Origin of the sequence: Cellulomonas hominis (assembly GCF_014201095.1) — a bacterium.
In the GTDB taxonomy this organism is placed as follows: Bacteria; Actinomycetota; Actinomycetes; order Actinomycetales; family Cellulomonadaceae; genus Cellulomonas; species Cellulomonas hominis.
Genome location: NZ_JACHDN010000001.1, coordinates 303,496 through 327,586 on the forward strand (window position 1 = coordinate 303,496; position 24,091 = coordinate 327,586).

The 24,091-nt window shown below is 75.5% G+C and carries 25 protein-coding genes and 1 tRNA gene; 7 read left to right on the forward strand and 19 right to left on the reverse strand.

The window, feature by feature from the left end; translation table 11 throughout:
- The first annotated feature begins 93 nt into the window (after positions 1-93).
- Positions 94-1,293 carry a hydroxymethylglutaryl-CoA synthase gene (locus HNR08_RS01475; RefSeq protein WP_146840584.1) on the forward strand — a complete coding sequence of 400 codons (1,200 nt, stop codon included), beginning with the start codon at positions 94-96 and terminating at the stop codon, positions 1,291-1,293.
- Positions 1,294-1,305: 12 nt separating this feature from the next.
- Here HNR08_RS01475 and HNR08_RS01480 read toward each other — a convergent pair whose 3' ends face one another.
- Entirely contained in the window at positions 1,306-3,189 is a 1,884-nt protein-coding gene (locus HNR08_RS01480; RefSeq protein WP_338075765.1) for a hypothetical protein, read from the reverse strand.
- Between the two features lie 112 nt (positions 3,190-3,301).
- On the opposite strand from HNR08_RS01480, the gene HNR08_RS01485 reads away from it, so the two are divergent.
- Complete coding sequence (locus tag HNR08_RS01485; RefSeq protein WP_146840880.1) at positions 3,302-4,351, forward strand: glutathione S-transferase family protein; 1,050 nt, start codon at positions 3,302-3,304, stop codon at positions 4,349-4,351.
- A 161-nt stretch (positions 4,352-4,512) separates the two neighbouring features.
- Here the strand turns inward: HNR08_RS01485 and HNR08_RS01490 are convergent, their stop codons facing one another.
- The 3 genes from HNR08_RS01490 to HNR08_RS01500 all read right to left on the reverse strand — a co-directional run bounded on the left by HNR08_RS01490 (position 4,513) and on the right by HNR08_RS01500 (position 6,849).
- Positions 4,513-5,433 carry a VOC family protein gene (locus HNR08_RS01490; protein ID WP_246803231.1) on the reverse strand — a complete coding sequence of 307 codons (921 nt, stop codon included), beginning with the start codon at positions 5,431-5,433 and terminating at the stop codon, positions 4,513-4,515.
- Positions 5,434-5,505: 72 nt separating this feature from the next.
- Positions 5,506-6,144: a CYTH domain-containing protein gene (locus HNR08_RS01495; protein ID WP_146840881.1), complete on the reverse strand. Its 639-nt coding sequence runs from the start codon at positions 6,142-6,144 to the stop codon at positions 5,506-5,508.
- A 99-nt stretch (positions 6,145-6,243) separates the two neighbouring features.
- Positions 6,244-6,849, reverse strand: a complete 606-nt coding sequence (locus HNR08_RS01500) for a GNAT family N-acetyltransferase (RefSeq protein WP_146840879.1) — start codon at positions 6,847-6,849, stop codon at positions 6,244-6,246.
- An 89-nt stretch (positions 6,850-6,938) separates the two neighbouring features.
- Between HNR08_RS01500 and HNR08_RS01505 the strand changes: the two genes are divergently transcribed.
- Complete coding sequence (locus HNR08_RS01505) at positions 6,939-7,913, forward strand: GGDEF domain-containing protein (RefSeq protein ID WP_183834739.1); 975 nt, start codon at positions 6,939-6,941, stop codon at positions 7,911-7,913.
- Here HNR08_RS01505 and HNR08_RS01510 read toward each other — a convergent pair.
- Together HNR08_RS01510 and HNR08_RS01515 are read right to left on the reverse strand one after the other, a co-directional pair.
- Positions 7,903-8,385 (reverse strand): NUDIX hydrolase, encoded by a 483-nt coding sequence (locus HNR08_RS01510; RefSeq protein ID WP_146840654.1) that lies wholly within the window; start codon positions 8,383-8,385, stop codon positions 7,903-7,905. The two genes, HNR08_RS01505 and HNR08_RS01510, sit on opposite strands and share 11 nt — an antisense overlap.
- A 10-nt stretch (positions 8,386-8,395) precedes the next feature.
- Positions 8,396-9,265 carry an NAD-dependent epimerase/dehydratase family protein gene (locus HNR08_RS01515; protein ID WP_146840653.1) on the reverse strand — a complete coding sequence of 290 codons (870 nt, stop codon included), beginning with the start codon at positions 9,263-9,265 and terminating at the stop codon, positions 8,396-8,398.
- Between the two features lie 207 nt (positions 9,266-9,472).
- On the opposite strand from HNR08_RS01515, the gene HNR08_RS01520 reads away from it, so the two are divergent.
- From HNR08_RS01520 to HNR08_RS01535, 4 genes are all read left to right on the forward strand, one after another.
- Entirely contained in the window at positions 9,473-9,793 is a 321-nt protein-coding gene (locus HNR08_RS01520; protein WP_146840652.1) for a nucleotide pyrophosphohydrolase, read from the forward strand.
- A complete protein-coding gene (locus tag HNR08_RS01525) occupies positions 9,780-11,510 on the forward strand; it encodes a DUF2075 domain-containing protein (RefSeq protein ID WP_146840651.1) in 1,731 nt (576 codons plus the stop codon). Before HNR08_RS01520 ends, HNR08_RS01525 begins: the two co-directional genes overlap by 14 nt.
- Before the next feature lie 77 nt (positions 11,511-11,587).
- Entirely contained in the window at positions 11,588-11,929 is a 342-nt protein-coding gene (locus HNR08_RS01530; protein WP_210737309.1) for a PadR family transcriptional regulator, read from the forward strand.
- Positions 11,929-13,083 carry a DUF5313 family protein gene (locus HNR08_RS01535; protein WP_146840650.1) on the forward strand — a complete coding sequence of 385 codons (1,155 nt, stop codon included), beginning with the start codon at positions 11,929-11,931 and terminating at the stop codon, positions 13,081-13,083. Before HNR08_RS01530 ends, HNR08_RS01535 begins: the two co-directional genes overlap by 1 nt.
- A gap of 19 nt (positions 13,084-13,102) precedes the next feature.
- Here HNR08_RS01535 and HNR08_RS01540 read toward each other — a convergent pair whose 3' ends face one another.
- The 13 genes from HNR08_RS01540 to rplU all read right to left on the reverse strand — a co-directional run bounded on the left by HNR08_RS01540 (position 13,103) and on the right by rplU (position 23,832).
- Positions 13,103-13,732, reverse strand: coding sequence for a DinB family protein (locus tag HNR08_RS01540; RefSeq protein ID WP_146840649.1), 630 nt, complete (start codon positions 13,730-13,732; stop codon positions 13,103-13,105).
- A gap of 231 nt (positions 13,733-13,963) precedes the next feature.
- A tRNA-Ala gene (locus HNR08_RS01545) sits at positions 13,964-14,036 on the reverse strand.
- Positions 14,037-14,122: 86 nt separating this feature from the next.
- Positions 14,123-14,818: a histidine phosphatase family protein gene (locus HNR08_RS01550; protein WP_146840648.1), complete on the reverse strand. Its 696-nt coding sequence runs from the start codon at positions 14,816-14,818 to the stop codon at positions 14,123-14,125.
- Positions 14,815-15,201, reverse strand: coding sequence for a ribosome silencing factor (gene rsfS / locus HNR08_RS01555; protein ID WP_146840647.1), 387 nt, complete (start codon positions 15,199-15,201; stop codon positions 14,815-14,817). The genes HNR08_RS01550 and rsfS overlap by 4 nt, the downstream gene beginning before the upstream one ends.
- A 29-nt stretch (positions 15,202-15,230) precedes the next feature.
- Entirely contained in the window at positions 15,231-16,655 is a 1,425-nt protein-coding gene (locus tag HNR08_RS01560; protein WP_146840646.1) for a hypothetical protein, read from the reverse strand.
- On the reverse strand, positions 16,652-17,254 hold the full coding sequence (nadD, locus tag HNR08_RS01565) for a nicotinate-nucleotide adenylyltransferase (RefSeq protein WP_146840645.1): 603 nt from the start codon (positions 17,252-17,254) through the stop codon (positions 16,652-16,654). Before nadD ends, HNR08_RS01560 begins: the two co-directional genes overlap by 4 nt.
- Before the next feature lie 25 nt (positions 17,255-17,279).
- Positions 17,280-17,435 carry a hypothetical protein gene (locus tag HNR08_RS01570; protein WP_168431980.1) on the reverse strand — a complete coding sequence of 52 codons (156 nt, stop codon included), beginning with the start codon at positions 17,433-17,435 and terminating at the stop codon, positions 17,280-17,282.
- A 61-nt stretch (positions 17,436-17,496) separates the two neighbouring features.
- The gene (locus tag HNR08_RS01575) at positions 17,497-18,813 is read right to left on the reverse strand and encodes a glutamate-5-semialdehyde dehydrogenase (RefSeq protein ID WP_146840644.1); all 1,317 of its coding nucleotides are present in this window, start codon (positions 18,811-18,813) and stop codon (positions 17,497-17,499) included.
- A 154-nt stretch (positions 18,814-18,967) separates the two neighbouring features.
- The gene (gene proB, locus HNR08_RS01580; RefSeq protein ID WP_146840643.1) at positions 18,968-20,107 is read right to left on the reverse strand and encodes a glutamate 5-kinase; all 1,140 of its coding nucleotides are present in this window, start codon (positions 20,105-20,107) and stop codon (positions 18,968-18,970) included.
- A 200-nt stretch (positions 20,108-20,307) separates the two neighbouring features.
- On the reverse strand, positions 20,308-21,360 hold the full coding sequence (locus tag HNR08_RS01585) for an IS110 family RNA-guided transposase (protein WP_183834741.1): 1,053 nt from the start codon (positions 21,358-21,360) through the stop codon (positions 20,308-20,310).
- Positions 21,361-21,611: 251 nt separating this feature from the next.
- Positions 21,612-23,126, reverse strand: coding sequence for a GTPase ObgE (obgE, locus tag HNR08_RS01590; RefSeq protein WP_183834743.1), 1,515 nt, complete (start codon positions 23,124-23,126; stop codon positions 21,612-21,614).
- An 81-nt stretch (positions 23,127-23,207) separates the two neighbouring features.
- Entirely contained in the window at positions 23,208-23,462 is a 255-nt protein-coding gene (gene rpmA / locus HNR08_RS01595) for a 50S ribosomal protein L27 (protein ID WP_146839414.1), read from the reverse strand.
- Between the two features lie 61 nt (positions 23,463-23,523).
- Positions 23,524-23,832, reverse strand: coding sequence for a 50S ribosomal protein L21 (gene rplU / locus HNR08_RS01600; RefSeq protein ID WP_216447441.1), 309 nt, complete (start codon positions 23,830-23,832; stop codon positions 23,524-23,526).
- Positions 23,833-24,091: the final 259 nt, after the last annotated feature.

Sequence of the window (24,091 nt, forward strand, 5' to 3'; positions counted from 1 at the left end):
GGGGGTGCCGGCGCCGGCGCTCGCGTCCCGGGGCCCCGCCGCCCCGGGCCGGACCCGCGGACGACGCCCCTCACGAGAGGATCCCTCCCCGACATGCAGCTCGGCATCGACGACCTGGCGTTCGCGACCGCGGACCGCTACCTCGACCTCGCCGACCTCGCGCCGGTGCACGGCGTCGAGGTCGCGAAGTACACGGTCGGGCTGGGTCAGGACCGGATGAGCGTGTGCGCCCCCGACGAGGACGTCGTCACGCTCGCCGCCGCCGCCGCGCTCCCGCTCGTCGAGTCGCTGTCCGAGGCGGAGCTCGCCTCCGTGCGCACCGTGCTGCTGGCCACCGAGTCCGGCATCGACCAGTCGAAGTCCGCCGGCGTGTACGTGCACCGGCTGCTCGGGCTGCCCGCCGCCAGCCGCGTCGTCGAGCTCAAGCAGGCCTGCTACGCCGGGACGTCCGCGCTGCAGATGGCACTCGCGCTGGTGGCCCGGAACCCCGAGCAGAAGGTGCTGGTCATCTGCTCGGACGTCGCCCGGTACGACGTCGGGTCCTCCGGCGAGCCCACGCAGGGCTGCGGCGCCGTCGCGATGCTCATCACCGCCGACCCGCGCCTCGTTGCGATCGAGCCGGTCTCCGGCCTGCACACCACCGACGTGATGGACTTCTGGCGGCCGAACTACCGGACCACCGCCGTGGTGGACGGCCGGCTGTCCCTGCGGGCGTACACCGACTCGCTGACCGGCGCCTGGCAGGACCTGCAGGCCCAGGGCGGCCCCGCGTTCGGGGACATCGACGCGTTCGTGTACCACCAGCCGTTCACGAAGATGGCGGTCAAGGCCCACGCGCACCTGACCCGCGTCGCCGGCACCGCGCGGGACGCCGAGGTGATGGACGCGCAGATCGCGGACACGCTGCGGTACAACCGCGAGATCGGGAACTCCTACACGGCGTCGATGTACATCGGCCTCGCGTCGCTGCTCGACCACGCGGCCGCGGACCTCGCCGGCGCGCGGATCGGGTTCTTCTCGTACGGGTCCGGCTCGGTCGGCGAGTTCTTCACCGGCGTCGTGCAGCCCGGGTACCGCGAGCACCTGCGCGCCGCCGCGCACCGCCGGCTGCTGGACGACCGGCAGCGCGTCTCGCACGCCGAGTACCTCGAGGTCATCGCGCCGGTGAACCCGGTCGACGGCGGCGAGCACCCGATCGAGGCCTCGACGCGCAGCCCGTTCCGGCTGGCCGGGATCTCCGGGCACCAGCGCGTCTACGAGCGCACCGCCGCCGCGGACGCCGCCGTCGCCTGACGCCGCGCCGCCCTACTGGTACGTGACCAGGTCGGGCGTCGGCTGCACCGCGTAGGTCTGCGCCGGGTCCAGCATCGGCTGGTCCTCGTCGTAGAAGTTCTTCCAGCCCCAGTGCACCGGCGGCGCGCCCTGGTGCAGCGTCGCCCACGTCCCGGCCTTCGCCGGCTGGGAGCCCTGCCCGTCCGCGTGGATGATCGTCGCGAGCTCGTCGTGGCTCGTGTCGAGGCGCTCGCGCTCGGTGATCATCCGCAGCGAGAACTGGTGCAGCAGGAACATCTTCTGCGGCAGGTGCCGCGCGCGCGTGAACTCCGCGAGCCAGGCGGCGGTGGCGTTGACCTCGTCGATCCCGACGGAGCCGATCTGCCGCAGGTGCACCTGGTCCGGCGCCAGGCGCCACTCCGGGTCGAGCGCGAGGCCGACGTGCGGGTACGCGAGCAGGTCGGCGAACTGCTGCGCCTGGGTGACGAAGTCCGTGCGGCCGGGCTGCAGGTCGATGACGACGGCCTGCCCGGCGTCCTGCGCGGCCTCGACGAGCGGCCGCAGGTCCTCGATGCTGCGCGGGCGCGAGTAGGACCCGTCGGCCTCGGGGCCGGCCGACGCGATCGTCGCGATGATCTCCAGCGTGGGGACGACGGTGTCCTCGGTGAGCGGGTCGTACTGCGCGGCGGTCTGCTGCGCGCGGGCGATCGTCGCCGGGACGTCCTGCTCCCCCAGCACGCCGAGCGCCGGGGTGCCCGGGGTGCCGTACAGGGCGACGTAGCGCTTGCCCGGCTCGCCCGGCGGGAACACGAGCTGCCCGCCGCCGGGGAGCTCGACGCCCGTCGACGCGGCGGCGACGCGCGCACCGAGGCGGTCCGCCGCGCCGAAGGCGGCCCCCAGCGCCACGACGTGCTCGACACCGGTCAGCGCCCGCACGGACGCGGACGTGGCGCGCGGGTCTCCGCCCGGGACGTCGACCACCGGGACGCCGGCGGCGCGGGCCGTGGCGAGCGCGGCGGCGGTCCGGCCGTCGGGGTCGGCGGCCAGGTCGACGAGCAGGGCCGCGCGCTCGGGAGCCGCCGGGGGCGCGACGACGGGGCCGTCGGCGCCGAGGCGGACCGGTCCCGGGTCGGCGGGCCGCGGGGTGGCGGACGGCCGGGGAGCCGCGGCCGCCGTCGAGGACGCCGTCGCCCCCGGCAGCTCGAGGCGGAGGGACGCGAGGACGTCGTCCGACGCCGGGGTCGCCGGGGCGGCCGCCGGCGACCCCGACGGCGCGGCGGAGGTCGGCCCGGGCCCGGGCACCTCGCCGGACAGCAGGGCGGTCCCCGGGCGGCCGAGCCCCGCGACCGCGGCCGCGACGTCGCCCTCCGCGACCTCCCGCTCGGGGCCGAGCGGAACCCCGAGGTCCCCGAGCGCGGCCGGGTCCGCCGGGTCGACGCCGTGCGTGCGGACGTCGCGCGGCAGGCCGGTCACGTCGCCCACGACGACCACGTCGGTGCTGCCCAGCCGCTCGATCTCGTCGGCGAGCCCGTCCGCCCCCGCAACCAGCACCGGCGCGCCGAGGGCCACCCCGGCGGTCGCGGCGGGCCCGACGGCGCCCGGCGTCGCGTCCGCAGCGACGACCGCGACCGGCGCCTCCGCGAACAGCGCGCGGCTGACGGCCAGCGCGGTCGCCCCCGCCGGCCCGTCCGGCACGACGGTCGCGGGGGCCTCCGGCAGCGCGACGCGCGCGGTGACCGCCTCGGCCGTCGGCGTCGGTGTGGGCGTCGGCGGACGGGTCGACCCGCCGGTGCACGCGGCGAGGACGGCGACCAGGGCAGCGGCCCCGGCGGCGGCGCGGCGACGGGCGGACCGCGGCCCGCGGGCCGGCCGCGTCGGTCGGGCCGCTCGGGTCGGTCGGTCGGTGGCGGGCGGCACGACGGGCACGGGACTCCGGGGGACGACGGCGGGGGTCCCGGCCACTGTAGGCACCCGCGCCGACATGCCGCGAGACCGGGCACCCGGCCTGGGGACGCGCGATGATCGACCCATGGGCGACGCGCAGCAGGAGTTCAGCACGGCCGGGGCGTACGTGACGACCGTCGAGGAGTTCGTGCGGGACCAGAACTACATCACCACCCGGATCACCGCCGACGGGCGGGACGGCTACCCCGTCGAGCCGGGCCGGTACCGCCTCGTGGTGTCCCGGGCCTGCCCGTGGGCGAACCGGGCGATCATCGTGCGCCGGCTGCTCGGCCTGGAGGACGCGATCTCCCTCGGGGTGTGCGGGCCCACGCACGACAAGCGGTCCTGGACGTTCGACCTCGACCCGGGCGGCGTCGACCCCGTGCTCGGCATCCCGCGCATCCAGGACGCCTACTTCCGCCGGTTCCCCGGGTACGAACGCGGCATCACGGTCCCGGCGGTCGTGGACGTCCCGACCGGCGCCGTCGTCACCAACGACTACGCCCAGATCACCCTGGACCTCTCGACCGAGTGGACCGCGCACCACCGCCCCGGCGCGCCCGACCTCTACCCCGAGCACCTGCGGGACGAGATCGACCAGGTCGCCCGGAAGGTCTTCACCGACGTGAACAACGGGGTCTACCGGTGCGGGTTCGCCGGGTCCCAGGAGGCCTACGAGCGCGCCTACCGCCGGCTGTTCGCCCGCCTCGACTGGCTGGGCGAGCGCCTCGCCGGGCAGCGGTACCTCGTCGGCGACACGATCACCGAGGCCGACGTGCGGCTGTTCACCACGCTCGTCCGGTTCGACGCGGTCTACCACGGGCACTTCAAGTGCAACCGCTCGAAGCTCACCGAGATGCCGGTGCTCTGGGCGTACGCGCGCGACCTGTTCCAGACCCCGGGCTTCGGGGACACGGTCGACTTCGACCACATCAAGCGGCACTACTACGTCGTCCACGAGGACATCAACCCCACGCAGATCGTCCCCGCGGGCCCCGACCTGCGCGGCTGGCTGAGCCCGCACGGTCGCGAGGCCCTGGGCGGCCGCCCGTTCGGCGACGGCACGCCCCCGCCCCCGGTCCGCCCGGCCGAGCGCGTCGACCCGTCCCACACCGCGGAGGCCATGGCGGGCTGACCCGCCCACCTGCGGACCTGCCCCCGCACCGTCCGCGCGCCCCGTCCCGCCGTCGCACCGCGCGCGAGGTCGTCGGTCTTGCCCGTCCAGCGGAGTTCGCAGACGACGACCTCGCGCGCAACCGACGACCTCGCGAGCGAACCCGCGTGGCCGCGCGGGGGTCAGGCCCCCGGGCGGACGCGGACCACGTTGCGCCACGGGTCGTCGAACGTGACCGTCGCCCCGTCGTCCCGCACCGCGACCCCGTGCGCCGCGAGCCGCTCGCGCAGCGCGCCGACGTCGTCCGGCCCGGGCACGACCAGCGTGACCTCGCCGAGCCCCAGCGAGCTCGCCCGCGGCCCCGCGCCCGCGGAGTTCCACGTGTTCATCGCCATGTGGTGGTGGTACCCGCCGGCGGACACGAACAGCGCCCCGTGCCACTCGGCCATGACGTCGAACCCGAGCGCGTCCACGTAGAACGCACGCGCCCCGGCGACGTCGCCGACCTGCAGGTGCACGTGCCCGACGACGGGACGCCCCGCGGGGCCCGCCAGCGCGGCGTCCGTGACGTTCCCGCGGATGAACTCGTTCGGGTCCAGCAGCAGCGAGTCCATGACGACCCGCCCGGCGGCGTCGTACTGCCACAGGTCGCGGGCGCGGTCCCAGTACAGCTCGACGCCGTTGCCCTCGGGGTCGGTGAGGTAGAAGGCCTCGGACACCAGGTGGTCGGCGCTGCCGACGTAGGTCTGCGGGGCGCGCTGCGCGACGGAGGCGAGCGTGGCGGCCAGCGCCTCGCGGGTGTCGAACAGGATCGCGGTGTGGAACAGCCCGGCCTGCCCGCGGCTGGTGGGCGGCAGGTCCGGCGTGTGCCGCAGCACCACGAGCGCCTGCGTCCCCCGGCCCAGCACGACGACGTCCGGGCGTCCGACGCCCTCGAGGCGCTCGTCGGGGCGCACGACGACCTGCAGGCCGAGGACGTCGCGGTAGTAGCGCACCTGGGCGTCGAGGTCGGCGACGAGGAGGGTCACAGGCCCCATCGCGGTGTCGGCGGCGAGGCGGTCCTGGGGCGACGAGGGGGTCGAGGGCACGGCGGCTGCGGTCATGCCACCTACAATAGTTGAGGCTTCAACATTCCGCCAGGCACACGAGGACCCACGACCCGCACACGGGGACCGTCAGCCCCGGCGCTGCAGGTCGTTGCGCCCGAAGTCGGTGAGGAACCGCGGCCCGCGCTCCGCGAGCTCGCGCTCGAACGACTCCGCCCACACCCCGTACGGCGTGCGCGCGAGCCCGTCGTTCGAGAACCGGGCGTCGTCGGTCACCTCGGTGACGCAGAACGCCGGGATCTGCAGGTCGGTGACCGGCCCCGAGCGCTCGCACTCGGCGATCAGCAGCGGCCGGTTCGCCCCGCCGAACACGTCCACGACCCAGCCGTCCGTGCCGAGCCAGACCGCGTACCGGTTCTTGACGATCCGGCTCCCGCCGCGGCGGATCATCTCCGTGCCGACGGTCACGTCGATCTCCCGCTCGGCCTCGTACCGGGTGCCGACGTTCATCGGGCCCTTGAGCGTCACCGCGCAGAAGTCGAACCGGTCGCCCACCACGTCGAGGACGGCCAGGGGGTCGGCGTCCGGGCCGAGCGGCATCCGCACCCCCGACGCCTGGACGCGCAGCCGCAGCGCGTAGCCGTCCTGCGCCAGGTAGTACGACTGGACGATGAGCACGGGCTCCGGCTCGTCCAGCAGCTCGGGCGGGAGCTCGCGCACGAAGAACCGTCGCTCGAACTCGAAGTCGCCGTAGCCGGTGTCGCTCACCGCCGGGCCCTCCCCGCCGCTGGTCACGGGCGGCACCGGACCGGTGCCACCGAGGTCACCGTAACGCGGGGTCGCGCCGCGGCGACCCGGGACACGGCGTCAGGCGGCGGACCGCAGGTCCATCCCGAGGGTGCGGCCCCAGGTGTGCGCCGCGACCTCGCGGAACCCGACCCGCCCGTAGAACGCGATCGCCCCGGTGTTCTGCTCGGCCACCCCGAGGTGCAGCCCCGGCACGCCGCGCTCCCGCAGGGCGCCGGCGAGGGTCTCGATCAGCGTCCGGCCGAGCCCCCGGCCCTGGGCGCGCGGCAGCAGGTCGATGTGCAGGTGCGCCGGGTACCGGTCCGTCACGGCGGGGTCGTACGTCGCGCCGTGGTGCACGGTCTCCCAGAGCTCGTGGTCCCGGAACCCGTCGACGGCCGGCCGCAGCGGGTACCGCTCGCGCAGCGGCGGCCACCACGCCTGCTCCTGCCAGCGCGCGAACGCCTGGGAGTCCGCGGTGCCGACCACGTAGCCGACCACGCCGTCGTCGTCGGTGACGACCCAGGTCAGGCCGGGGTCGGCCACCGGGTAGGGCGCGGCGTACACGTGGCCGAGCAGGTCGGGGTCCCGGTAGACGGGCGTGGCGTCGGCGCCCGCGTCCCCGGTCAGCAGGCACACGCGGTACATGCCGGCCAGGTCGCACGTCGCGAACGGTCTCACCTGCATGCGCGCGACCCTACCGGCGGCCGCCCCCGGCCGGCGGGTCACCCGCACGGCGGGTCACGTCCGCGCCCCCGCGTGCCGACAACACCGGCATGGGACCGTCGGACGCGCTCGCGCCCCGGCTCTTCGCGACCCGGGGCCACCTGGCGATCGGCCTCGCCCTGATGTCGCTGCTCGTCGTCGGCGGCGGCCTGTGGCCGTTCGGGCCGGACGCCCCCGTCGGCCGCTGGTTCGCCGTCGCGGGCCTCCTGGCCGCGCTCGCCGCGCTGACCCCGGTCCTCCCCCGGCGGCCGTGGACGATGCCGGTGACCCTCGCGGTCGGGCTGCTCGGGGCGGGCGTGCTGCTCGCGTCCTGCGTCACGGCCGAGGGGCTCGTCGTGCTCTCGCTCGGCGTCATCACGGCGGCGCAGCTCGCGGCGTACGCGTTCCCCGCGCGGGACGCCGCCCTGCTGCTCGGCCTGGCGCTGGCCGTCATGACCTACGGCATGGTGGCCGCGCCGCTGCCGTTCCACGCGATGACCTGGGCCGTCGTGACGATCATGGCCGTCGCGAGCACGTCCCTGCTCGGCTACGTCACGAACCGGCTCCGGCAGCACGCGACCACCGACGACCTCACCGGGGCGCTGACCCGCGGCGCGCTGCTCCAGCGGCTCGCCGGGCACCTGCAGGACGCCCAGCGCACCGGCACCGCGCTGGCCGTCGTCTCGGCGGACGTCGACGACTTCAAGACCGTCAACGACACCCGCGGCCACCTCGCCGGCGACGAGGTGCTCGCGTCGCTCGTCACGTCCTGGCGGGCGTCCCTCGGCCCCCGCGCCTGCATCGGCCGGGTCGGCGGGGACGAGTTCGTCGTCGTGCTGCCCGGCCGCGACCGGGCAGCGGCGGAGCGCTGGGTAGCCGGGGCCCGCGCCGGGTGCGCCCAGCCGTGGAGCGCCGGGATCGCGGTCGCCGGACGGACGGACACCACCCGGGACCTGCTGGACCGCGCGGACGTCGCGCTCTACGCCGCCAAGGCGTCCCGCCGGTCCGGGCGCCGGGCGCCCCGGGACGCGCCCGTCACGCCGTGAAGCGCGTCGCCTCCTCGCCCGCGAGCGCGTGCGCGATCCGGGCGTGCATCTCCGCCGACATCTCCGGCAGGGCGTCGACGCCGAACCAGCGCGCCTCGGAGTTCTCCCCGTCGCCCGGCCCCGGCTCCCCCGACACCCAGCGGAACCGGAACGTCAGGTCGAGGTACTGCGAGCGGTCCCCGTTCGCGTAGGTCATCGGCGGCAGGGAGTGCACCCACGCCAGGCGCTCGGCCACGGCGACGACCTCGGTCTCCTCCAGCACCTCACGCGCCCCGGCGACCGCCGGCTCCTCGCCGGGGTCGATGATCCCGGTGACCGGCGTCCACGCCCCGTTGTCGGCGCGGCGGACCAGCAGCACCTCCTCGGTGCCGTCCGGGCCGGGGCGCAGCACGACGGCACTCACCCCGGAGAGCCAGAGCAGGTCGTGGCCGATCTTCTCGCGCAGGTCGAGGACGAAGTCAGGCGTGGGCACGGACCCGATGCTAGGCGCGCGCGGGGTCCGCCGGCGGCACCTCGTCCCGCCACGAGTGCCGCGGCTCGAACCCGAGGAGCTCCCGCGCGGCGTCGATCGCCAGCAGCGTCTCGAACTCCCCCAGGTCCCGCCGCACCTCGACGCCCGGGAACTCCGCGGCCAGCAGGTCGGCCGACGGGGTGTCCATGATCGTGTCCGCCGCCGCGATGATGACGTTCTGCGACCCGGTCGTCTCCGCCTCGAGCGCCAGCCGGAACGCCGTCGCCGCGTCCCGGGCGTCGATGTAGCCCCACAGGTTCCACCGGCGCAGCGCCGGGTCCCCGTGGTACGACCGCACCCGCGCGTACGCCTCCCGCGGGAACACGTTCGACAGCCGCAGCCCGACGAACGGGATGCCCGACCACTGGGCGACCTGGGCCGCCAGGTCCTCGCTGAGCACCTTGGACAGCGCGTACGTCGACGTCGGGTACGGGAAGTGCGCCTCGTCGACAGGCGCGTACCGCGGCGGCACGTCGAACGGCAGGCCCAGCGTCGTCTCGCTCGACGCCCACGCGACCTTCCGCAGCCCCAGCCGCTGCGCCGCGAGGAACACGTTCGCGTTGGCGGCCATGTTCCGGTTGAAGGTGTCCGGGGCGGACTCCATGCCGGGCTGCGGGATGTTCGCCAGGTGCACGACGGCCGAGCAGCCGCCGAGCGCCTCGACGGCCTGCCCGTAGTCGGTGAGGTCGGCGCGCATCACGTCGACACCGAGTCCGGCGCGCTCGCCGAACGGCCCCTGCGCGTCGGTGGCGTGCACGGCGTAGCCGTGCTCGAGGAGGTCCTGCACGACGGCCCGGCCCACCTTGCCCAGGGCGCCGGTCACGGCGACGGTCTCGGTCATGCGGGCCATCCTGTCCGCCCGCGCGCCCGGGGTCCACCCGACCCGGCGCCCGCCCCCGGGCCCGCCGCCCGCCCCCGGGTCGGGCACCCCCGCGGCAGCCACCGGCGCCGAGGTCGGACCCCCGCGCCGAGATAGGGCGCTGGCCGGTCCCATCTCGGCCGGCCCGTCCTCTCTCGGCGCAGCCGGGCGTGCCGGTACGGTGACGGCATGCCTGATCAGGAGGTCGTGGACACCCTGCGCGCGTTCGTCGCCGAGCGCGACTGGGCGCAGTTCCACACGCCCGAGAACCTCGCGAAGAGCATCAGCATCGAGGCGGGCGAGCTGCTCGAGTGCTTCCAGTGGGGCGGGGACCTCGATCCCGCACGCGTCGGCGAGGAGCTCGCCGACGTCCTCACCTACTGCTACCTGCTCGCCGACCGCCTGGGAGCGGACGCCGACGAGCTCGTGCTGGCGAAGCTCGCCGCGACGCGCGCGAAGTACCCGGTCGAGAAGGCCCGCGGCCGGAGCACGAAGTATGACGAGCTCTAGGGTCCGGCACTTCCCGTTCCGCAACGACCACGTCGCCCTGCTGCCCGGACTCGACCCCCGGTTCGCGAACTGGCCGGTCGTCTACACGCTGAACGACACGCGCGAGGTCTACGTCGGCGAGTCGCGCAACGTCGCCGCGCGGATGAAGCAGCACCGCGACTCGACGGCCAAGCAGCACCTGCGCGAGGCGCGCGTGATCGTGCACGAGCGGTTCAACAAGTCCGCGTGCCTCGACCTGGAGTCGTACCTGATCCGCTTGTTCGCCGGTGACGGCCGGTACCGGGTGCTCAACCGGAACGACGGCGTGACGGACGCCGACTACTTCGACCGCGAGGCGTACCGGACGGCGTTCGCGGAGATCGTGGACGAGCTGCGCGCCGCCGGCGTGTTCGACCACACGGTCGCGGAGATCGAGAACAGCGACCTGTTCAAGCTCTCCCCGTTCAAGGCGTTGACGCCGGACCAGGCGATCGCGCTCGAGGACATCGTCGAGGGGCTGCTGACCGACCTCGGCAGCGACCGCGAGACCACGTCGGTCGTGAGCGGCGACCCGGGGACGGGCAAGACGGTCGTGGCGATCTACCTGCTGAAGCTGCTCCGCGACATCGCCGCGGCCGACCCCGGGGAGGTGGTCACGGACTCCGTGTTCGCCGAGCACTTCACCGCCGACAACGCCGAGCGGCTGCGAGGACTGCGCATCGCGCTGGTCGTGCCCCAGCAGTCGCTGCGCAGCACCATCCAGAAGGTGTTCGCGAAGACGCCCGGACTCCACCCGTCGATGGTCCTGACCCCGTTCGAGGTCGGGGACGCCGCGGAGCAGTTCGACCTCCTGATCGTGGACGAGACCCACCGGCTCACCCAGCGCGCGAACCAGGCGAGCGGCGTCCTGAACACGAAGTACCGGGACATCACCGAGCGGCTGTTCGGCGCGGACGACGTCGACCGCACCCAGCTCGACTGGATCCGGGAGAAGAGCCGGCACCGCATCTTCCTGCTGGACTCGGCCCAGCGGGTCCGTCCCGCCGACCTCCCGACCGCGACCCTCGCCGGGCTGGTCGAGCGGACGCCCCGGGACCGCCGGTTCACGCTGCGATCGCAGATGCGGGTGGCTGGAGGTGCGGACTACGTCGACCACGTCCGGCGGATGCTCGCGCCGCGCCCGGATCCGGACCTGGCCCCCCGGACGTTCCCGGGGTACGAGCTCGCGCTGTTCGAGGACCTCGGCGCGCTCCGCGCACGCCTCGCCCAGCGCGACTCGGAGCACGGCCTCGCCCGCCTGGTCGCCGGCTACGCCTGGCCCTGGCGCTCGCGGCGGGACCCGTCTGCTGCCGACATCCGCATCGACGGCATCGAGCTGCAGTGGAACCGCACCGCGACGGACTGGATCAGCTCGCCGGGCTCGGTGCACGAGGTGGGTTCCGTGCACACCGTCCAGGGCTACGACCTCAACTACACCGGCGTCATCATCGGGCCGGACCTGCGGTTCGACGTGGGACGCGGCCGGATGGTGTTCGACCGCGCGAGCTACCACGACCGCAAGGGCAAGGAGAACAACCCGGTCCTCCAGAAGGTCTACACCGACGAGGACCTCCTCGAGCTGGTCTGCAACATCTACGCGGTGCTGCTGACGCGCGGCATGCGGGGCACGTACGTGTACGCCTGCGACCCCGGCATGCGCGCGTACCTGCGCCGCCTCCTTCCCCTCGCGACGGGCTAGAGGACACCGGGCCCGCCGGGACGCGGCCACGGCACCGCGCCTTGCGCCTATGCATCGCCGCGCGATATATATCGTCCATGCCCATCCGGATGACCGAGCAGGTGTACCTGGTGCTGCTCGCCCTCGCCGACGAGCCCCGGCACGGCTACGGCGTCGTGCAGGAGGTCCGCGACCTCTCCGACGGCGCCGTCCGCCTCGGCGCCGGGACGCTGTACGGCATCCTCGACCGCCTCGTCGCGGCCGGGTACGCGGAGGCCTCCGGCGAGGTGGTCGTCGACGGCCGTCTGCGCCGGTACTACCGCCTCACCCCGGAGGGCCTGGACGCGCTCGCCGCGGAGACCGCCCGCATGCGCGCCCTCGCCGCCCGGGCCGACCGGCGGCTCGGCGGCGTGCGCCGGCCCCAGATCGGGATGGCGTGATGACCGACGACACCTTCGCCCGTTCCGTCGCCTGGTGGCTCCGCGCGTACCCGCGCCGCTGGCGCACGGCCCGCGCGGCCGAGGTCACCGACCTGCTCGCGGACCTCGCGGCACCCGGCACCCGCCGGCTCGACCTGCGCTCCGGGCTCGGGCTCGTCCGCGCGGGGTGGGCGACCCGGTGGCGCGAGCACCCGCCGCCGCTGGCCTGGCTGGGGTACGCGCTGTTCGAGCGGCGGCTCGCCCCGCGGTACCGGGACTGGGTGGCGGACGACATCGCCGGGAGCATGTACCAGGCGCGCCGCATGCTGGTGGGGGCGGCGATCCCGATGGCGTTCGTCCTGGTCCCCGCGCTCGGCGGAGCCGGGCTACCCGACAGCTTCTTCGGGATCGTCGTGCCCGTGGTGCTGCTCGCGACGGGGCTGTGGAGCCGGCGCCAGGTCGGCCGGGCGATCGCCGTCCACCTCACGCTGCAGCCCGGCGACATCGTGACCCCGACCGCCCGGATCCACGCGCTGGTCTCCCGGCCCCGCGTCGCCGCCAGGTCGGCGCTGACCGCTGCGGTCGCCGTCGCGGCGTCCGCCCTCGGCCTGGGGCTGCTGCTGGTGGCGGTCGCGCCGGCGCGGTTGAGCCTCGAGCGCAAAGGCGTCCCGGGGGTGTCGGTGACGAGCGCGCCGATCAGCACCCCCGCGCGGGCCGCGGCCCTGCTCGCGGTGGTCCTCGCCGCGGCGGTCGGCCTCCTCCTCGCCCGGGCAGCCACGGCGCGCCTCCACCGCTGGCAGCCGGAGCCCCAGCCCGCCCGGGTGGTCGTGCCCCTCGACGGGCACGGCTGGTGGCGGGTCGGCGCGACGACGGCGGCGCTCGCCGCGATGCTCGTGCTCTGGCCCGGCGGCGTGACCGCCGGCGCGCTGCCGCTGGCCCTCGGCGCGGCCGTCCTGCTGCCCGTGCTCGTGGCGGCCCGGCGCGCCGTCGTCACGGGCCGCACCCGGGCGGTCGCGGCCGTCGAGGTCCGGCGGGCGGTCCTCGGGCGACCGGACCCTGCGGACCACCCGGTCGCCGGCTACCTCCCCGCCACGGCGTGGTTGCCGGCGGGCACGATCGCACCCCCGCCGGAGCCGCCGGCGTTGCGGAGCGGGGACGACCCGTACCGCGCCTGACGGCGGCACCCCTCGCCCGTCACCCGCTCGGGCCCGGCCGCCCCGATGCCGGCACCGGGTACAGGTCGGGCGGCACCTCGGGGTCCTGGCCGACGAGCCCGTCGATCGCCTCCCGGTACAGGTCCGCGTGGCCGGTGTGCCGCGCGTACTCCTGGATCAGGTCCGCGAGCACCCGGCGCAGGCTGACCCTCGGCGCGTCCTCGTCGGGCGACCAGACCGTCAGGTGGTCGAGCCCGCCGTCCGCGAGCGCCGCCGCGACCCCCACCCGCGCCCGCTCGACGGACGTCCGCCAGAGGGCGTAGAGCTCCTCGGGCTCGTCGTCGGCCGCGGACGTCCACGGCCACTCCGGCGAGGCGTCCCAGTCCACCGACTCCCACGGCTCCCCCGGTCGCTCCCCGACCAGGCTGGTGCAGAACCAGAGCACCTCGACCAACGCCAGGTGCTTCACGAGGCCACCGAGGGTGATCGAGGACGCCGCGACGCGGGTGGTGAGCGCGTCGTGGTCCAGGCCCGCGACCTTCCACGCGAACGTCGCCCGCTGCGCCTCGAGCGCGCCGAGCAGCGTCGCCACCTCGTCACCGGCGTCCGGCGCTGCCCAGGGCACCGGCTCGCGGTCCGTGCCGCGTCCCTGCGTGCTGCCGTCCGTCATGGTGCCTCCTCGCTCGGGTGGTCCCTGGTGCTCGGACCGTAGACCCGGCCACCGACACGGCACCCCGGAGCGGCTCGCGGGCGGCGGCGAGCCGGGCCCGGGCACCCCGGGCGACGACGCAGCCGCCGGCGACCGGCGTGGCAGCCGCCGGGGACTGCTCAGCGACCCGACCGGGTGCTCACGCACGACGACGAAGCGGCCGAGAGCTGATGCTCTCGGCCGCTTCCGATGTGGAGCTGAGGGGACTCGAACCCCTGACCCCCTGCATGCCATGCAGGTGCGCTACCAGCTGCGCCACAGCCCCGTGATCAGGCCTTCGGCCGTCTCACCTCCCGCTGAGCGGGCGACCTGAACTCTACTCGACGCGTCGCCCGGACGCGAATCGGCAGGTCAGGCGGGGTCCCGCACCTCCTCGTCCATGGTCCGCTCCGGCCGGTCCGGCCCCGCGTTCCAGTCCGAGGACGCGTGCACCGGACCGACGTTCAGGGCCTCCAGGCGCCACCCGGGCGTGGAGCCGGGGCGGCCCGGCTGGACCTCGCACCAGTGGGCGTTCGACATGCCGGAGACACCGCGCCACTCCGACGGCAGGCCGAGCAGGCCCACGAGGGCGAGGCTGATCGCGGCCCCGTGCGAGACGACCACGAGGGTGTCGTCCCGCTCGAGCGCGGCCGCCTCCGCGGTGACGGCGTCGACCATGCGGGTCAGCACGTCGGCGCGGGACTCGGCGCCCACGCGCTCCGGCTCGCGACCGGCGACCCACGCGGCGTGCTGCTCGGGCCAGCGCTCGGCGATCTCCGCCGACGTCATGCCCTCCCACTCGCCGAACGAGCGCTCGCGCACGCGCGCGTCGGTGTGCACGGGCAGCCCCGTCCGGTCGGCGAGCGCCTGCGCGGTCGCGTGGGCGCGGCCCAGGTCGGACGCGACGATCCGGGTCGGGCGGTACCGGCTGGCCAGCGCGGCGGCGGCGGTCTCCGCCTGCCACACGCCCACGTCGTCCAGCGGGATGTCCGACTGGCCCTGCAGGCGCGCGCCGGCGTTGTGCGCGGTGCGCCCGTGCCGCCAGAGGACGACGCGCCCGGCGGTCACTCCCCCGCCTCGGACGTCCCGTGGACGTCGGCGGGCAGCTCGATGACCGGGCAGTCCTTCCACAGGCGCTCGAGGGCGTAGTAGGTGCGGTCCTCGGCGTGCTGGACGTGCACGACGATCTCGCCGAAGTCGATGAGGACCCAGCGGCCCTCGGACTTGCCCTCGCGGCGCAGCGGCTTGGCGCCGAGCTCGTGCAGCGACTCCTCGACGGCGTCGACGATCGCGCCGACCTGCCGCTCGTTGGTGCCGGACGCGATGACGAACGCGTCCGTGAGGACGAGCTGGCCGCTCACGTCGAGGGCGATGATCTCCTGGGCCTTGAGGTCGGCGGCGGCACGGGCGGCCGCCACGGTGAGCTCGACGGCGCGGTCGGATGCCGACACGGGTCTCCTCGGGGGTGGGTCGTTCGGGGTCAGGGTGCGGGTGCGGCACCGAGTGCCGCGGACGCCACGGCGGGGACATCGGGGCCCTCGCCGTTCGTGGCGGTGTTGGCCACGAAGATCACCAGGAAGCCGAGCACGAAGGCCACGACCGCCAGGATGATCCACTGCAACCAGGTGTACGGCAGCGGTCGGCGGATCCGCTCGGGCTGCTCGGTCTCGTCGTGCTGCTCCGGCCGGGCCCCGTCGAGCATCCGGCCGGTCGGGTCCGTCTGCTCCGCCTCGGTCTCCGGGACCGGGGCGGGGGCCATGGCCTTGAGCAGGCTCTGCCACTGCGGGACCGGCACGTCCTCGTCGTCCGCGTCGGGGGCGCGCGCCGGGGCCGGGGCCGGGCGGGCGGGCGCCGCCGCCGGGGCGGGCGCGGCGGTGCCGTTCGAGCCGCGGGCGGGGGTGGCGGGCGCGGCCGGGGCCGACGACGCCGGAGGGCTGCTGCTCGCGGGCCGGCCCGGGGCGCCCGCCGCGGGCACCGGCGACCAGGAGCCGCCCGGGGCCCAGGACGTCGCGCCGGGACGGGGGGCCGCGGGCGACGCGGGGGTCGAGGTCGACGCGGGGGTCGAGGTCGACGCGGGCGCGGCGGGCGACGCCGGCGACCACTGCCGCGCGCCCGGGACGCCGGGGCCGCGCGACTCGGGGGCGGCGGGGGCGGCCGCGGGACGGCGCGTGGCGGCCGCCGCACCGGCACCCGCGGCACCCGCACCGGCGGCGTCGGGCGCGGCGCGGCGGGCACGCTCGACAGCCGAGCCACGCGCGGGCGCGTCCGGACCGGCTCCGGCGGGGCCGGCCTGCCCCGGGACCCCCGGGCGGGCCGGCGCCTCGGCGGACGCCCGGGGTGCTGCAGCGGGCCGGACGGTCCCGGGCTCCGGGCGCGTCCCGGCGGCCGGGGCGGGCGCCTGGCGCGCGGCGGAGCGCGTCGCGGGCCCGGACGGCCGCGTCGCCTCGGCGGCACGGGTGTCCCACGCCTCGGCGGCGGGGGCCTCGGGCGCGGTGGTGCGGATCGAGCGGCGGGTCCGGGCCGGGGCGTCGGGCTGGAGCCCGGGCACCTGGTACGGGGTCGCCCCGCCCGGCCGGCCGTCGGGGCCGACCGCGGACACGGGCTGGTTGCGCAGGGCCCGGCGGGAGGCGACCGCGGCGGTGCCGGCGGTGGCAGGTCCGGCGCCGGCGGCGGACCCGGCGGGCCCGGCCGGGGGCGCGGGCGTCCCGGAGGCGGCGGCCGCCCGCGCCGCGCCGGCCGACGCTGCGGGACGCTGCGGCGCGGCGCCCTGCGGGCCACCGGCGGCCGCTCCTGCGGAGGGCGCACCGGCGGACGACGCGCCGGCCGCCCGCTCGGCGGCCGCGAGCCGGGCGGCCTCGCGCTCCCGCAGCTCCCGACGGGTCAGCGGCGTGCCGGGTGTGCTCATGACTGACTTCCTCGGTACAGACCGTGCTTGGCGATGTACTGGACGACGCCGTCGGGCACGAGGTACCAGACGGGCTTGCCGGTGCGCGCGCGGGCGCGCACGTCGGTGGACGAGATGGCGAGCGCGGGGATCTCCCACTGGCTCACGCGGTCCGCGGGCAGCCCGTCGACGGACAGCGTGTGGCCGGGCCGGGTGACCGCGACGAACTGCGCGCGCTGGAAGAGCTCCGGGGAGTCCTTCCACGTGAGGATCTGCTCGATCGCGTCGGCGCCGGTGATGAAGTACAGGTCGGCGTCGGGGCGCTCGTGCGCGAGGTCCCGGAGGGTGTCGACGGTGTACGTCAGGCCGGGCCGGTCGATGTCGACGCGGCTCACGGTGAAGCGGGGGTTGGACGCCGTCGCGATGACGGTCATGAGGTACCGGTGCTCGGCCGGGGTCACGTCGACGTCCTGCTTGAACGAGGGCGCGCCGGTGGGCACGAACACGACCTCGTCCAGGTCGTACTGCGCGGCGACCTCGCTGGCGGCGACGAGGTGGCCGTGGTGGATGGGGTCGAACGTGCCGCCCATCACCCCGAGCCGGGCTCGTCGCTGCGTCATCGGATGCGGGTCCCCTGTGCTGCGCTCAGTCGTGGCGCGTGCCGACGCTCCGGAAGGCGTACGTCACGAGCAGCAGGGCGATCAGGGCGCCGAAGCCGGCGATGCCGAACACCACGGGCGAGAACGGCAGCTCGGTGGTGTGCTCGGCGGCGGCCTCGGCGGCGCGCAGCGCAGCGTTCACGTGGTCCTCCCGGGAGGGGTCGAAGTGAGGGTCCAGTGTCGCACGTCCGGCGGTGCCGACGTCAGGGACGCACGTGCCCGTCGCCGTGCACCACCCACTTGGTCGTGGTGAGCTCGCCGAGGCCCATCGGGCCCCGGGCGTGCAGCTTCTGGGTGGAGATGCCGATCTCCGCGCCGAGGCCGAGCTGGCCGCCGTCGGTGAACCGCGTCGAGGCGTTCACCATGACCGCCGCGGAGTCCACCTCGGCGACGAACCGCTCCGACGCGGCGAGGTCCCGCGTGACGATCGCCTCGGTGTGGCCGGACGACCAGGTGCGGATGTGCTCGAGCGCCGCGTCCAGGTCGTCGACGACGCGGACGGCAAGGTCGAGCGACAGGTACTCGGTCGCCCAGTCCTCGTCGGTCGCGGGCACGACCGCGACGCCCTCGGGTGCGAGGTCGGCGGTCGCCGCGTCGCCGTGCACGGTGACCCCGGCGTCGGCGAGCGCGACGAGGGCCGACGGCAGGAACCCGGCCGCGGCGTCGCGGTGCACGAGCAGCGTCTCGGCGGCGTTGCACACCCCGACCCGCTGGGTCTTCGCGTTGAGCAGGATCGGCAGCGCCATCGCGGGGTCGGCGGTGGCGTCCACGTACACGTGCACGTTGCCGACGCCGGTCTCGATGACGGGGACCGTGGCCTCCCGCACGACGGTGCGGATGAGGTCGGCGCCGCCGCGCGGCACGAGGACGTCGACGAGCCCGCGGGCGTGCATGAGGGCGACGCCGCCGGCCCGGCCGTACGCGTCGATCGACTGCACGAGGTCGGCCGGCAGCCCCTGGGCCTCGAGCGCGGCGCGCAGCACGTCCACGATCACCGCGTTGCTGCGCGCGGCCGCCGATCCGCCGCGGAGGATCACCGCGTTGCCGCTCTTCAGGCTGAGCCCGACCGCGTCGACCGTGACGTTGGGCCGGGCCTCGTAGATCATCCCGACGACGCCCATGGGCACCCGGACCTGGCGCATCCGCAGCCCGTTCGGCAGCGTCGAGCCCCGCACGACCTCGCCCACCGGGTCGGGCAGCGCCGCGACCTCGCGCAGGGCGTCGGCGATCGCGCCGATCCGCTCGGGGGTGAGCGTCAGCCGGTCCAGCAGCCCGGGCGAGGTGCCGTCCGCCCGGCCGCGCGCCACGTCCTCGGCGTTCGCGGCGACGATCGGCTCCGCACCGGCGACCAGGGCGTCGGCGAGCGCCTGCAGCGCCGCGTCCTTGGTGCCGCGGGTCGCTACGGAGAGCGCGCGGGAGGCGACCTGCGCGCGGCGCGCCACGGCGAGCACGTGCTCGGTGACGTCGCCGTCCGGCGCCGTGCCCGCGCCCGCGACCGGCGCATCGAGGGAGGTGGTCATCGGACCAGCGTAGTCCCGTCGGCGCGCCCGCCCCGCGAGGGTGCACGCACGCGGACGAGGACGCTCCCTGCGGGTGCACCCCGGGCGTCACACGGGCGCTCTCGCGGGCGCCACCCGGCGCGCCGGCGACCCCGCCCGGGGCCGGCCCGGCGCCTCAGCGGCGGCGGCGGACCAGGACCAGGTCGTCGCGGTGCACGAGCTCGCGGTCGTAGCCCTCCCCCAGGTCGGCGCGCAGGTCCTGGGTGGAGCGGCCGAGCAGGTCGGGGGCCTCCTGCGAGGAGTACCCGACGAGCCCCCGCGCCACGACGGTCCCGTCGGCCGCCGCGAGCTCCACGGGGTCGCCGGCCTCGAACTCCCCCTCGACCGCCACGACGCCCGCCGGCAGCAGCGACTTCCCGCGCTCGATGACCGCGCGCACGGCGCCGTCGTCCAGCACCAGCCGGCCGTGCGTCCGGGCCGCGTACGCGAGCCACAGCAGCCGCGTCGAGGTGCGCCGGCCGGTGGCCGCGAACCAGGTGCCGACCTCGGCCCCGTCCAGCGCGGGCGCGACCTGCGCGGCGGACGTCAGCACGACGGGGATGCCCGACGCCGTCGCGATCGCCACCGACTCGAGCTTGGTGACCATGCCGCCCGTGCCGACCCGGCTGCCGCGCGCGGAGACGTCCACGCCCTCCAGGTCCCGCGGCCCGCGCACCTCGGTGATCCGGCGCGACCCGGGGCGGTTCGGCGGGCCGGTGTACAGGCCGTCGACGTCGGTGAGCAGCACCATCGCGTCGGCGTGCACCAGGTGCGACACCAGGGCGGCGAGCCGGTCGTTGTCGCCGAACCGGATCTCGTCGGTGGCGACCGTGTCGTTCTCGTTGACGATCGGGACGATGCCGAGGTCCAGCAGCCGGTCCAGGGCGCGCTGGGCGTTGCGGTACTGCCCGCGCCGCATGGTGTCCTCGGCGGTCAGCAGCACCTGGCCGACCCGCAGCCCGTGCTCGTGGAACGCCCGGGTGTAGTGCGCGACCAGCAGCCCCTGGCCGACGGACGCGGCGGCCTGCTGCGTGGCGAGGTCGCGGGGACGGCGCGCGAGCCCGAGGGGATCCATGCCGGTGGCGATGGCACCCGAGGACACGAGGACGACCTGGTGCCCCGCGGTCACCCGGGCGGCGAGGACGTCCACCAGGGAACGGAGCCGCGCCGGGTCGAGGCGGCCGTCGTCGTCCGTGAGCGAGGACGAGCCGACCTTCACCACCACGCGGTGGACCTCGGGCAGCAGGCGGCGGTCGGACAGCGCGGCGGCACTCACCCGCGCATTCTCCCCCGCCGCGGGCACCCGCCGGGACGCGGTTCCGCGGACCGGACCCCCGCACCCGCGTCCGCGACGCAGTGGAAGGTTCGGACGGACACGCCGTCGGCGTGTCCGTCCGAACCTTCCACTCGGCGCGACTCTGCGCGACCCAGCGCCGACCCCGCGCGCGGACCGGGTCGGGACGCTCCTATGGTTCGTCAAGCCGGGAGTGGGCCGTGTTCGAGTTGGCGGAACAGGTCGCGGGCGATGTAGCGCTTGAGGCAGCGGCGGATCTCGCGGTCGGTCTTGCCCTGGGCGCGGCGGCGGTCGATGTAGTCGCGGGTGCGCTGGTCGTAGCGGGCGCGAGACAGGGCGATGACGTGCAGCGCGCGGTTGAGCTGGCGGTCCCCGGAACGGTTCAGCCGATGCCGGATCGTCATGCCTGAGGACGCGGGGATCGGGGCGGTCCCGGCGAGCATCGCGAACGCGGCCTCGGAGCGGATCCGTCCCGGGTGGGACCAGGCGATCAGGACCTGGGCGGCGGTGAGGGCTCCGATCCCGGGCTGGGTCAGCAGGTCGGGCCGCCACGAGCGCACGATCTCACCGATCGCGGTCTCGTGGTCGCGGGCCTCGTCCTGCAGGGTCAGGACCCGGCGCGCCAGGGTCCGCAGGACGTTCGCGGTGGTCACCGTCTGACGGTCCCAGGCCGATCGGGTCCGCAACCGGGCGGCGGTCTGGACCGTCACGGTCGTGTTCGCCCCGCGCAGCACGGCGCGCAGCTCCTCTGGCGCCGCGGTGACCAGAGCGAGCAGCTGGCGCTGAGCCAGGGTCGCGGCCTCGACCCCCGAGCGGCGGGCCGCCATGAGAACGGCGAGCTCGGCGCGAGGACCGTCGTCCTTGATCCGCGCGAGGTGCTCGCGGGCCAGGGCCTCGCGTGCGGCGCGGACCGCGTCCAGGGAGTCGGACTTCGCGCCATGACGTCGGGCGGCTCGCTTCGGGCGGTCCAGCTCCACGACCTGCTCACCGCCCGACCCGAGGAACCGGGCCAGACCGGCGCCGTAGCCGCCGCCACCTTCCAACGCCCAGACCCGCGAGCCACCACGGATCGCGCCGACCCAGGTCAGCAGCTCGCCATAGCCACCCGGATCGGTGCTGACGGTCAACTCGCTGAGCGTGCCGCCAGTGGTCGCGTCCACGACCGCGGCGGTGTGGGTGTGCTTGTGGGTGTCGACCCCGATGACGAGATCGACGCGTTCAGCCAGACTGGTCACTGCGTACTCCTTCGAACCGGAGGAACGTGAGGTTCCGGTCCGGCTGGAGATCGGCAGGACTGTGACGGGACACGCCCGCGTCCACGGGCGGTCAAGCTCCTGATCAGGCCAGCAACTCCGGTCGGGCCGGGGCCGGCAGGCACGCGCGGACAAGTCCGCTCGAAGGCACGAAGCCAGTCAGACGTAGAGTCACGCGCGCACCCACCGAACACAGCCCACCGCTCAGCGAGCCGCAGGCACAAGCCTCACAGTCAGTCGTCCGTCCAGAGGCCGGCCTCGCGCTCGGTCCAGAGCTCCGCGCGGGCCTCGGCCTTGGCGTCCATCCGCTCCTTGTACTCCTGGCGCTTCTGCCCGCGCGTCGGGCGGCTGTGGTCCTCGAGCCGCTGGTCCGAGCCGCGCGGACCGCCGAGCAGCTCCGAGCCGGTGAGCAGCGTGGGCTCCCAGTCGAACACCACGGCGGACGGCCCGTCCCCGATGACGACCTCGGCGCCCGCGACCGCACCGGCCTTGAGCAGCGCCTCCTCGACGCCGAGCCGCGCCAGCCGGTCGGCCAGGTAGCCGACGGCCTCGTCGTTCGCGAAGTCGGTCTGCCGCACCCAGCGCTCCGGCTTGGAGCCGCGCACCTGGAAGTACTCGTGGTCCCCGCCCTCGACGCGCCGGGTCACGGTGAACCCGGACTCGTTGACGGCGCGCGGCCGCAGCACGACGCGGGTCGGCTCGGGCGCGGGCGCCTCGCGGCGCGCCTGCTCGACGAGCTCGGCGAGCGCGAACGTCAGCGGGCGCAGGCCCTCGTGGCTGGCCGTGGAGATCTCGAACACCCGCAGCCCGCGCGCCTCGAGGTCGGGGCGCACCAGCTCCGCGAGGTCGCGCGCCTCGGGGACGTCGATCTTGTTGAGCACGACGAGCCGCGGCCGCTCGTTCAGCGGGACCCGGCCGCCCTCGATGCCGAGGTCGCCCGAGTACGCGGCGAGCTCCGCCTCGATGACGTCCAGGTCGGTCAGCGGGTCGCGGTCCGGCTCGAGCGTCGCGCAGTCCAGCACGTGCACCAGCACGGCGCAGCGCTCCACGTGCCGGAGGAACTCGAGGCCGAGGCCCTTGCCCTCGCTCGCGCCCGGGATGAGGCCGGGGACGTCGGCGACGGTGTACCGCGCGTCGCCGGCCTGCACGACGCCGAGGTTCGGCACCAGGGTGGTGAACGGGTAGTCCGCGATCTTCGGCCGGGCGGCCGACATCGCGGCGACGAGCGAGGACTTGCCCGCGCTCGGGAAGCCCACGAGGGCGACGTCGGCGATCGTCTTGAGCTCGAGCACGACGTCCCGGGCCTCGCCCGGCTCGCCCAGCAGCGCGAAGCCCGGGGCCTTGCGGCGCGGCGAGGACAGCGCGGCGTTGCCCAGCCCCCCGTGCCCGCCCTCGGCCACGACGAACGTGGCGCCGGTGCCGACCAGGTCCGCGAGCACCTCGCCGTCGGGGGACTTCACGACGGTGCCGTCGGGCACGGGCAGCACGAGGTCCTGCCCGGTGGAGCCCTGCCGGTGGTCGCCCATGCCCTGGGTGCCCGACGGCGCGTGCCGGTGCGGCGCGTGGTGGTAGTCGAGCAGCGTGGTCACCTGCGGGTCGACGACGAGCACGACGCTGCCGCCGTTCCCGCCGTTGCCCCCGTCGGGGCCGGCGAGCGGCTTGAACTTCTCGCGGTGGATGGACGCGCAGCCGTGGCCGCCGTCACCGCCGCTGGCGTGGAGGACGACTCGGTCGACGAACGCGGCCATGCTGGGTGGTTCCTTCCTACGGCGAAGGGGCGCACCGCGTCGTGCGGTGCGCCCCTCCGGCGAACGTGCGGTGCGGCGGTGTCAGCCCGCCGTCACGATGTCGATGACCTTGCGGCCACGACGGGTCCCGAACTGCACCGAGCCGGCGGCCAGGGCGAAGAGCGTGTCGTCGCCGCCACGGCCGACGTTCACGCCGGGGTGGAAGTGGGTGCCGCGCTGGCGGACGATGATCTCGCCGGCGTTGACGACCTGGCCACCGAAGCGCTTGACGCCGAGGCGCTGGGCGTTCGAGTCGCGACCGTTGCGCGAGGAGCTCGCGCCCTTCTTGTGTGCCATCTCAGGCCTGCTTTCCTGCGGTGCTGTCTACGGGTGGGTCACGGGCCGGGGGCCCGCGGGGTCACTTGATGCCGGTGACCTTGAGGCGGGTCAGCTGCTGACGGTGGCCCTGGCGACGCCGGTAGCCCGTCTTGTTCTTGTACCGCAGGATGTCGATCTTCGGGCCCTTCTCGTCCCGGACGACCTCCGCGGTGACCTTCACCTTGGCCAGCGCCGCGGCGTCCGAGGTCACGGCCGTGCCGTCGACCAGCAGGAGCGCGGGCAGCTCGACCGTCGCGCCGGCCTCCGCCGCGAGGCGGTCGACGACGACGACGTCGCCGACGGCGACCTTCTCCTGACGGCCGCCGGCCTTCACGATCGCGTACACCACGTTGCTGCTCATCTCTGCTCGTCGAACTTCAGGTTCTGGGGGCGTCCCGCCTCGGGCCGGGTCCCGGCGCGCCACCGCGGTGGCAGCGGAACACGGGAGCGTCGGCGCCGCAGGGGCGGTACGCGCGAACGGTGCTCTCCGACGAGACCCGTTCGAACGGTCCCCATCAGAACGCACCGACGTTCAAGGATACGCAAGCCCCTCGCCGGGGGTCAAACTCGCCCGCTCCCCCACCCCGCGCGGGCGGCGGGCGCCGAGG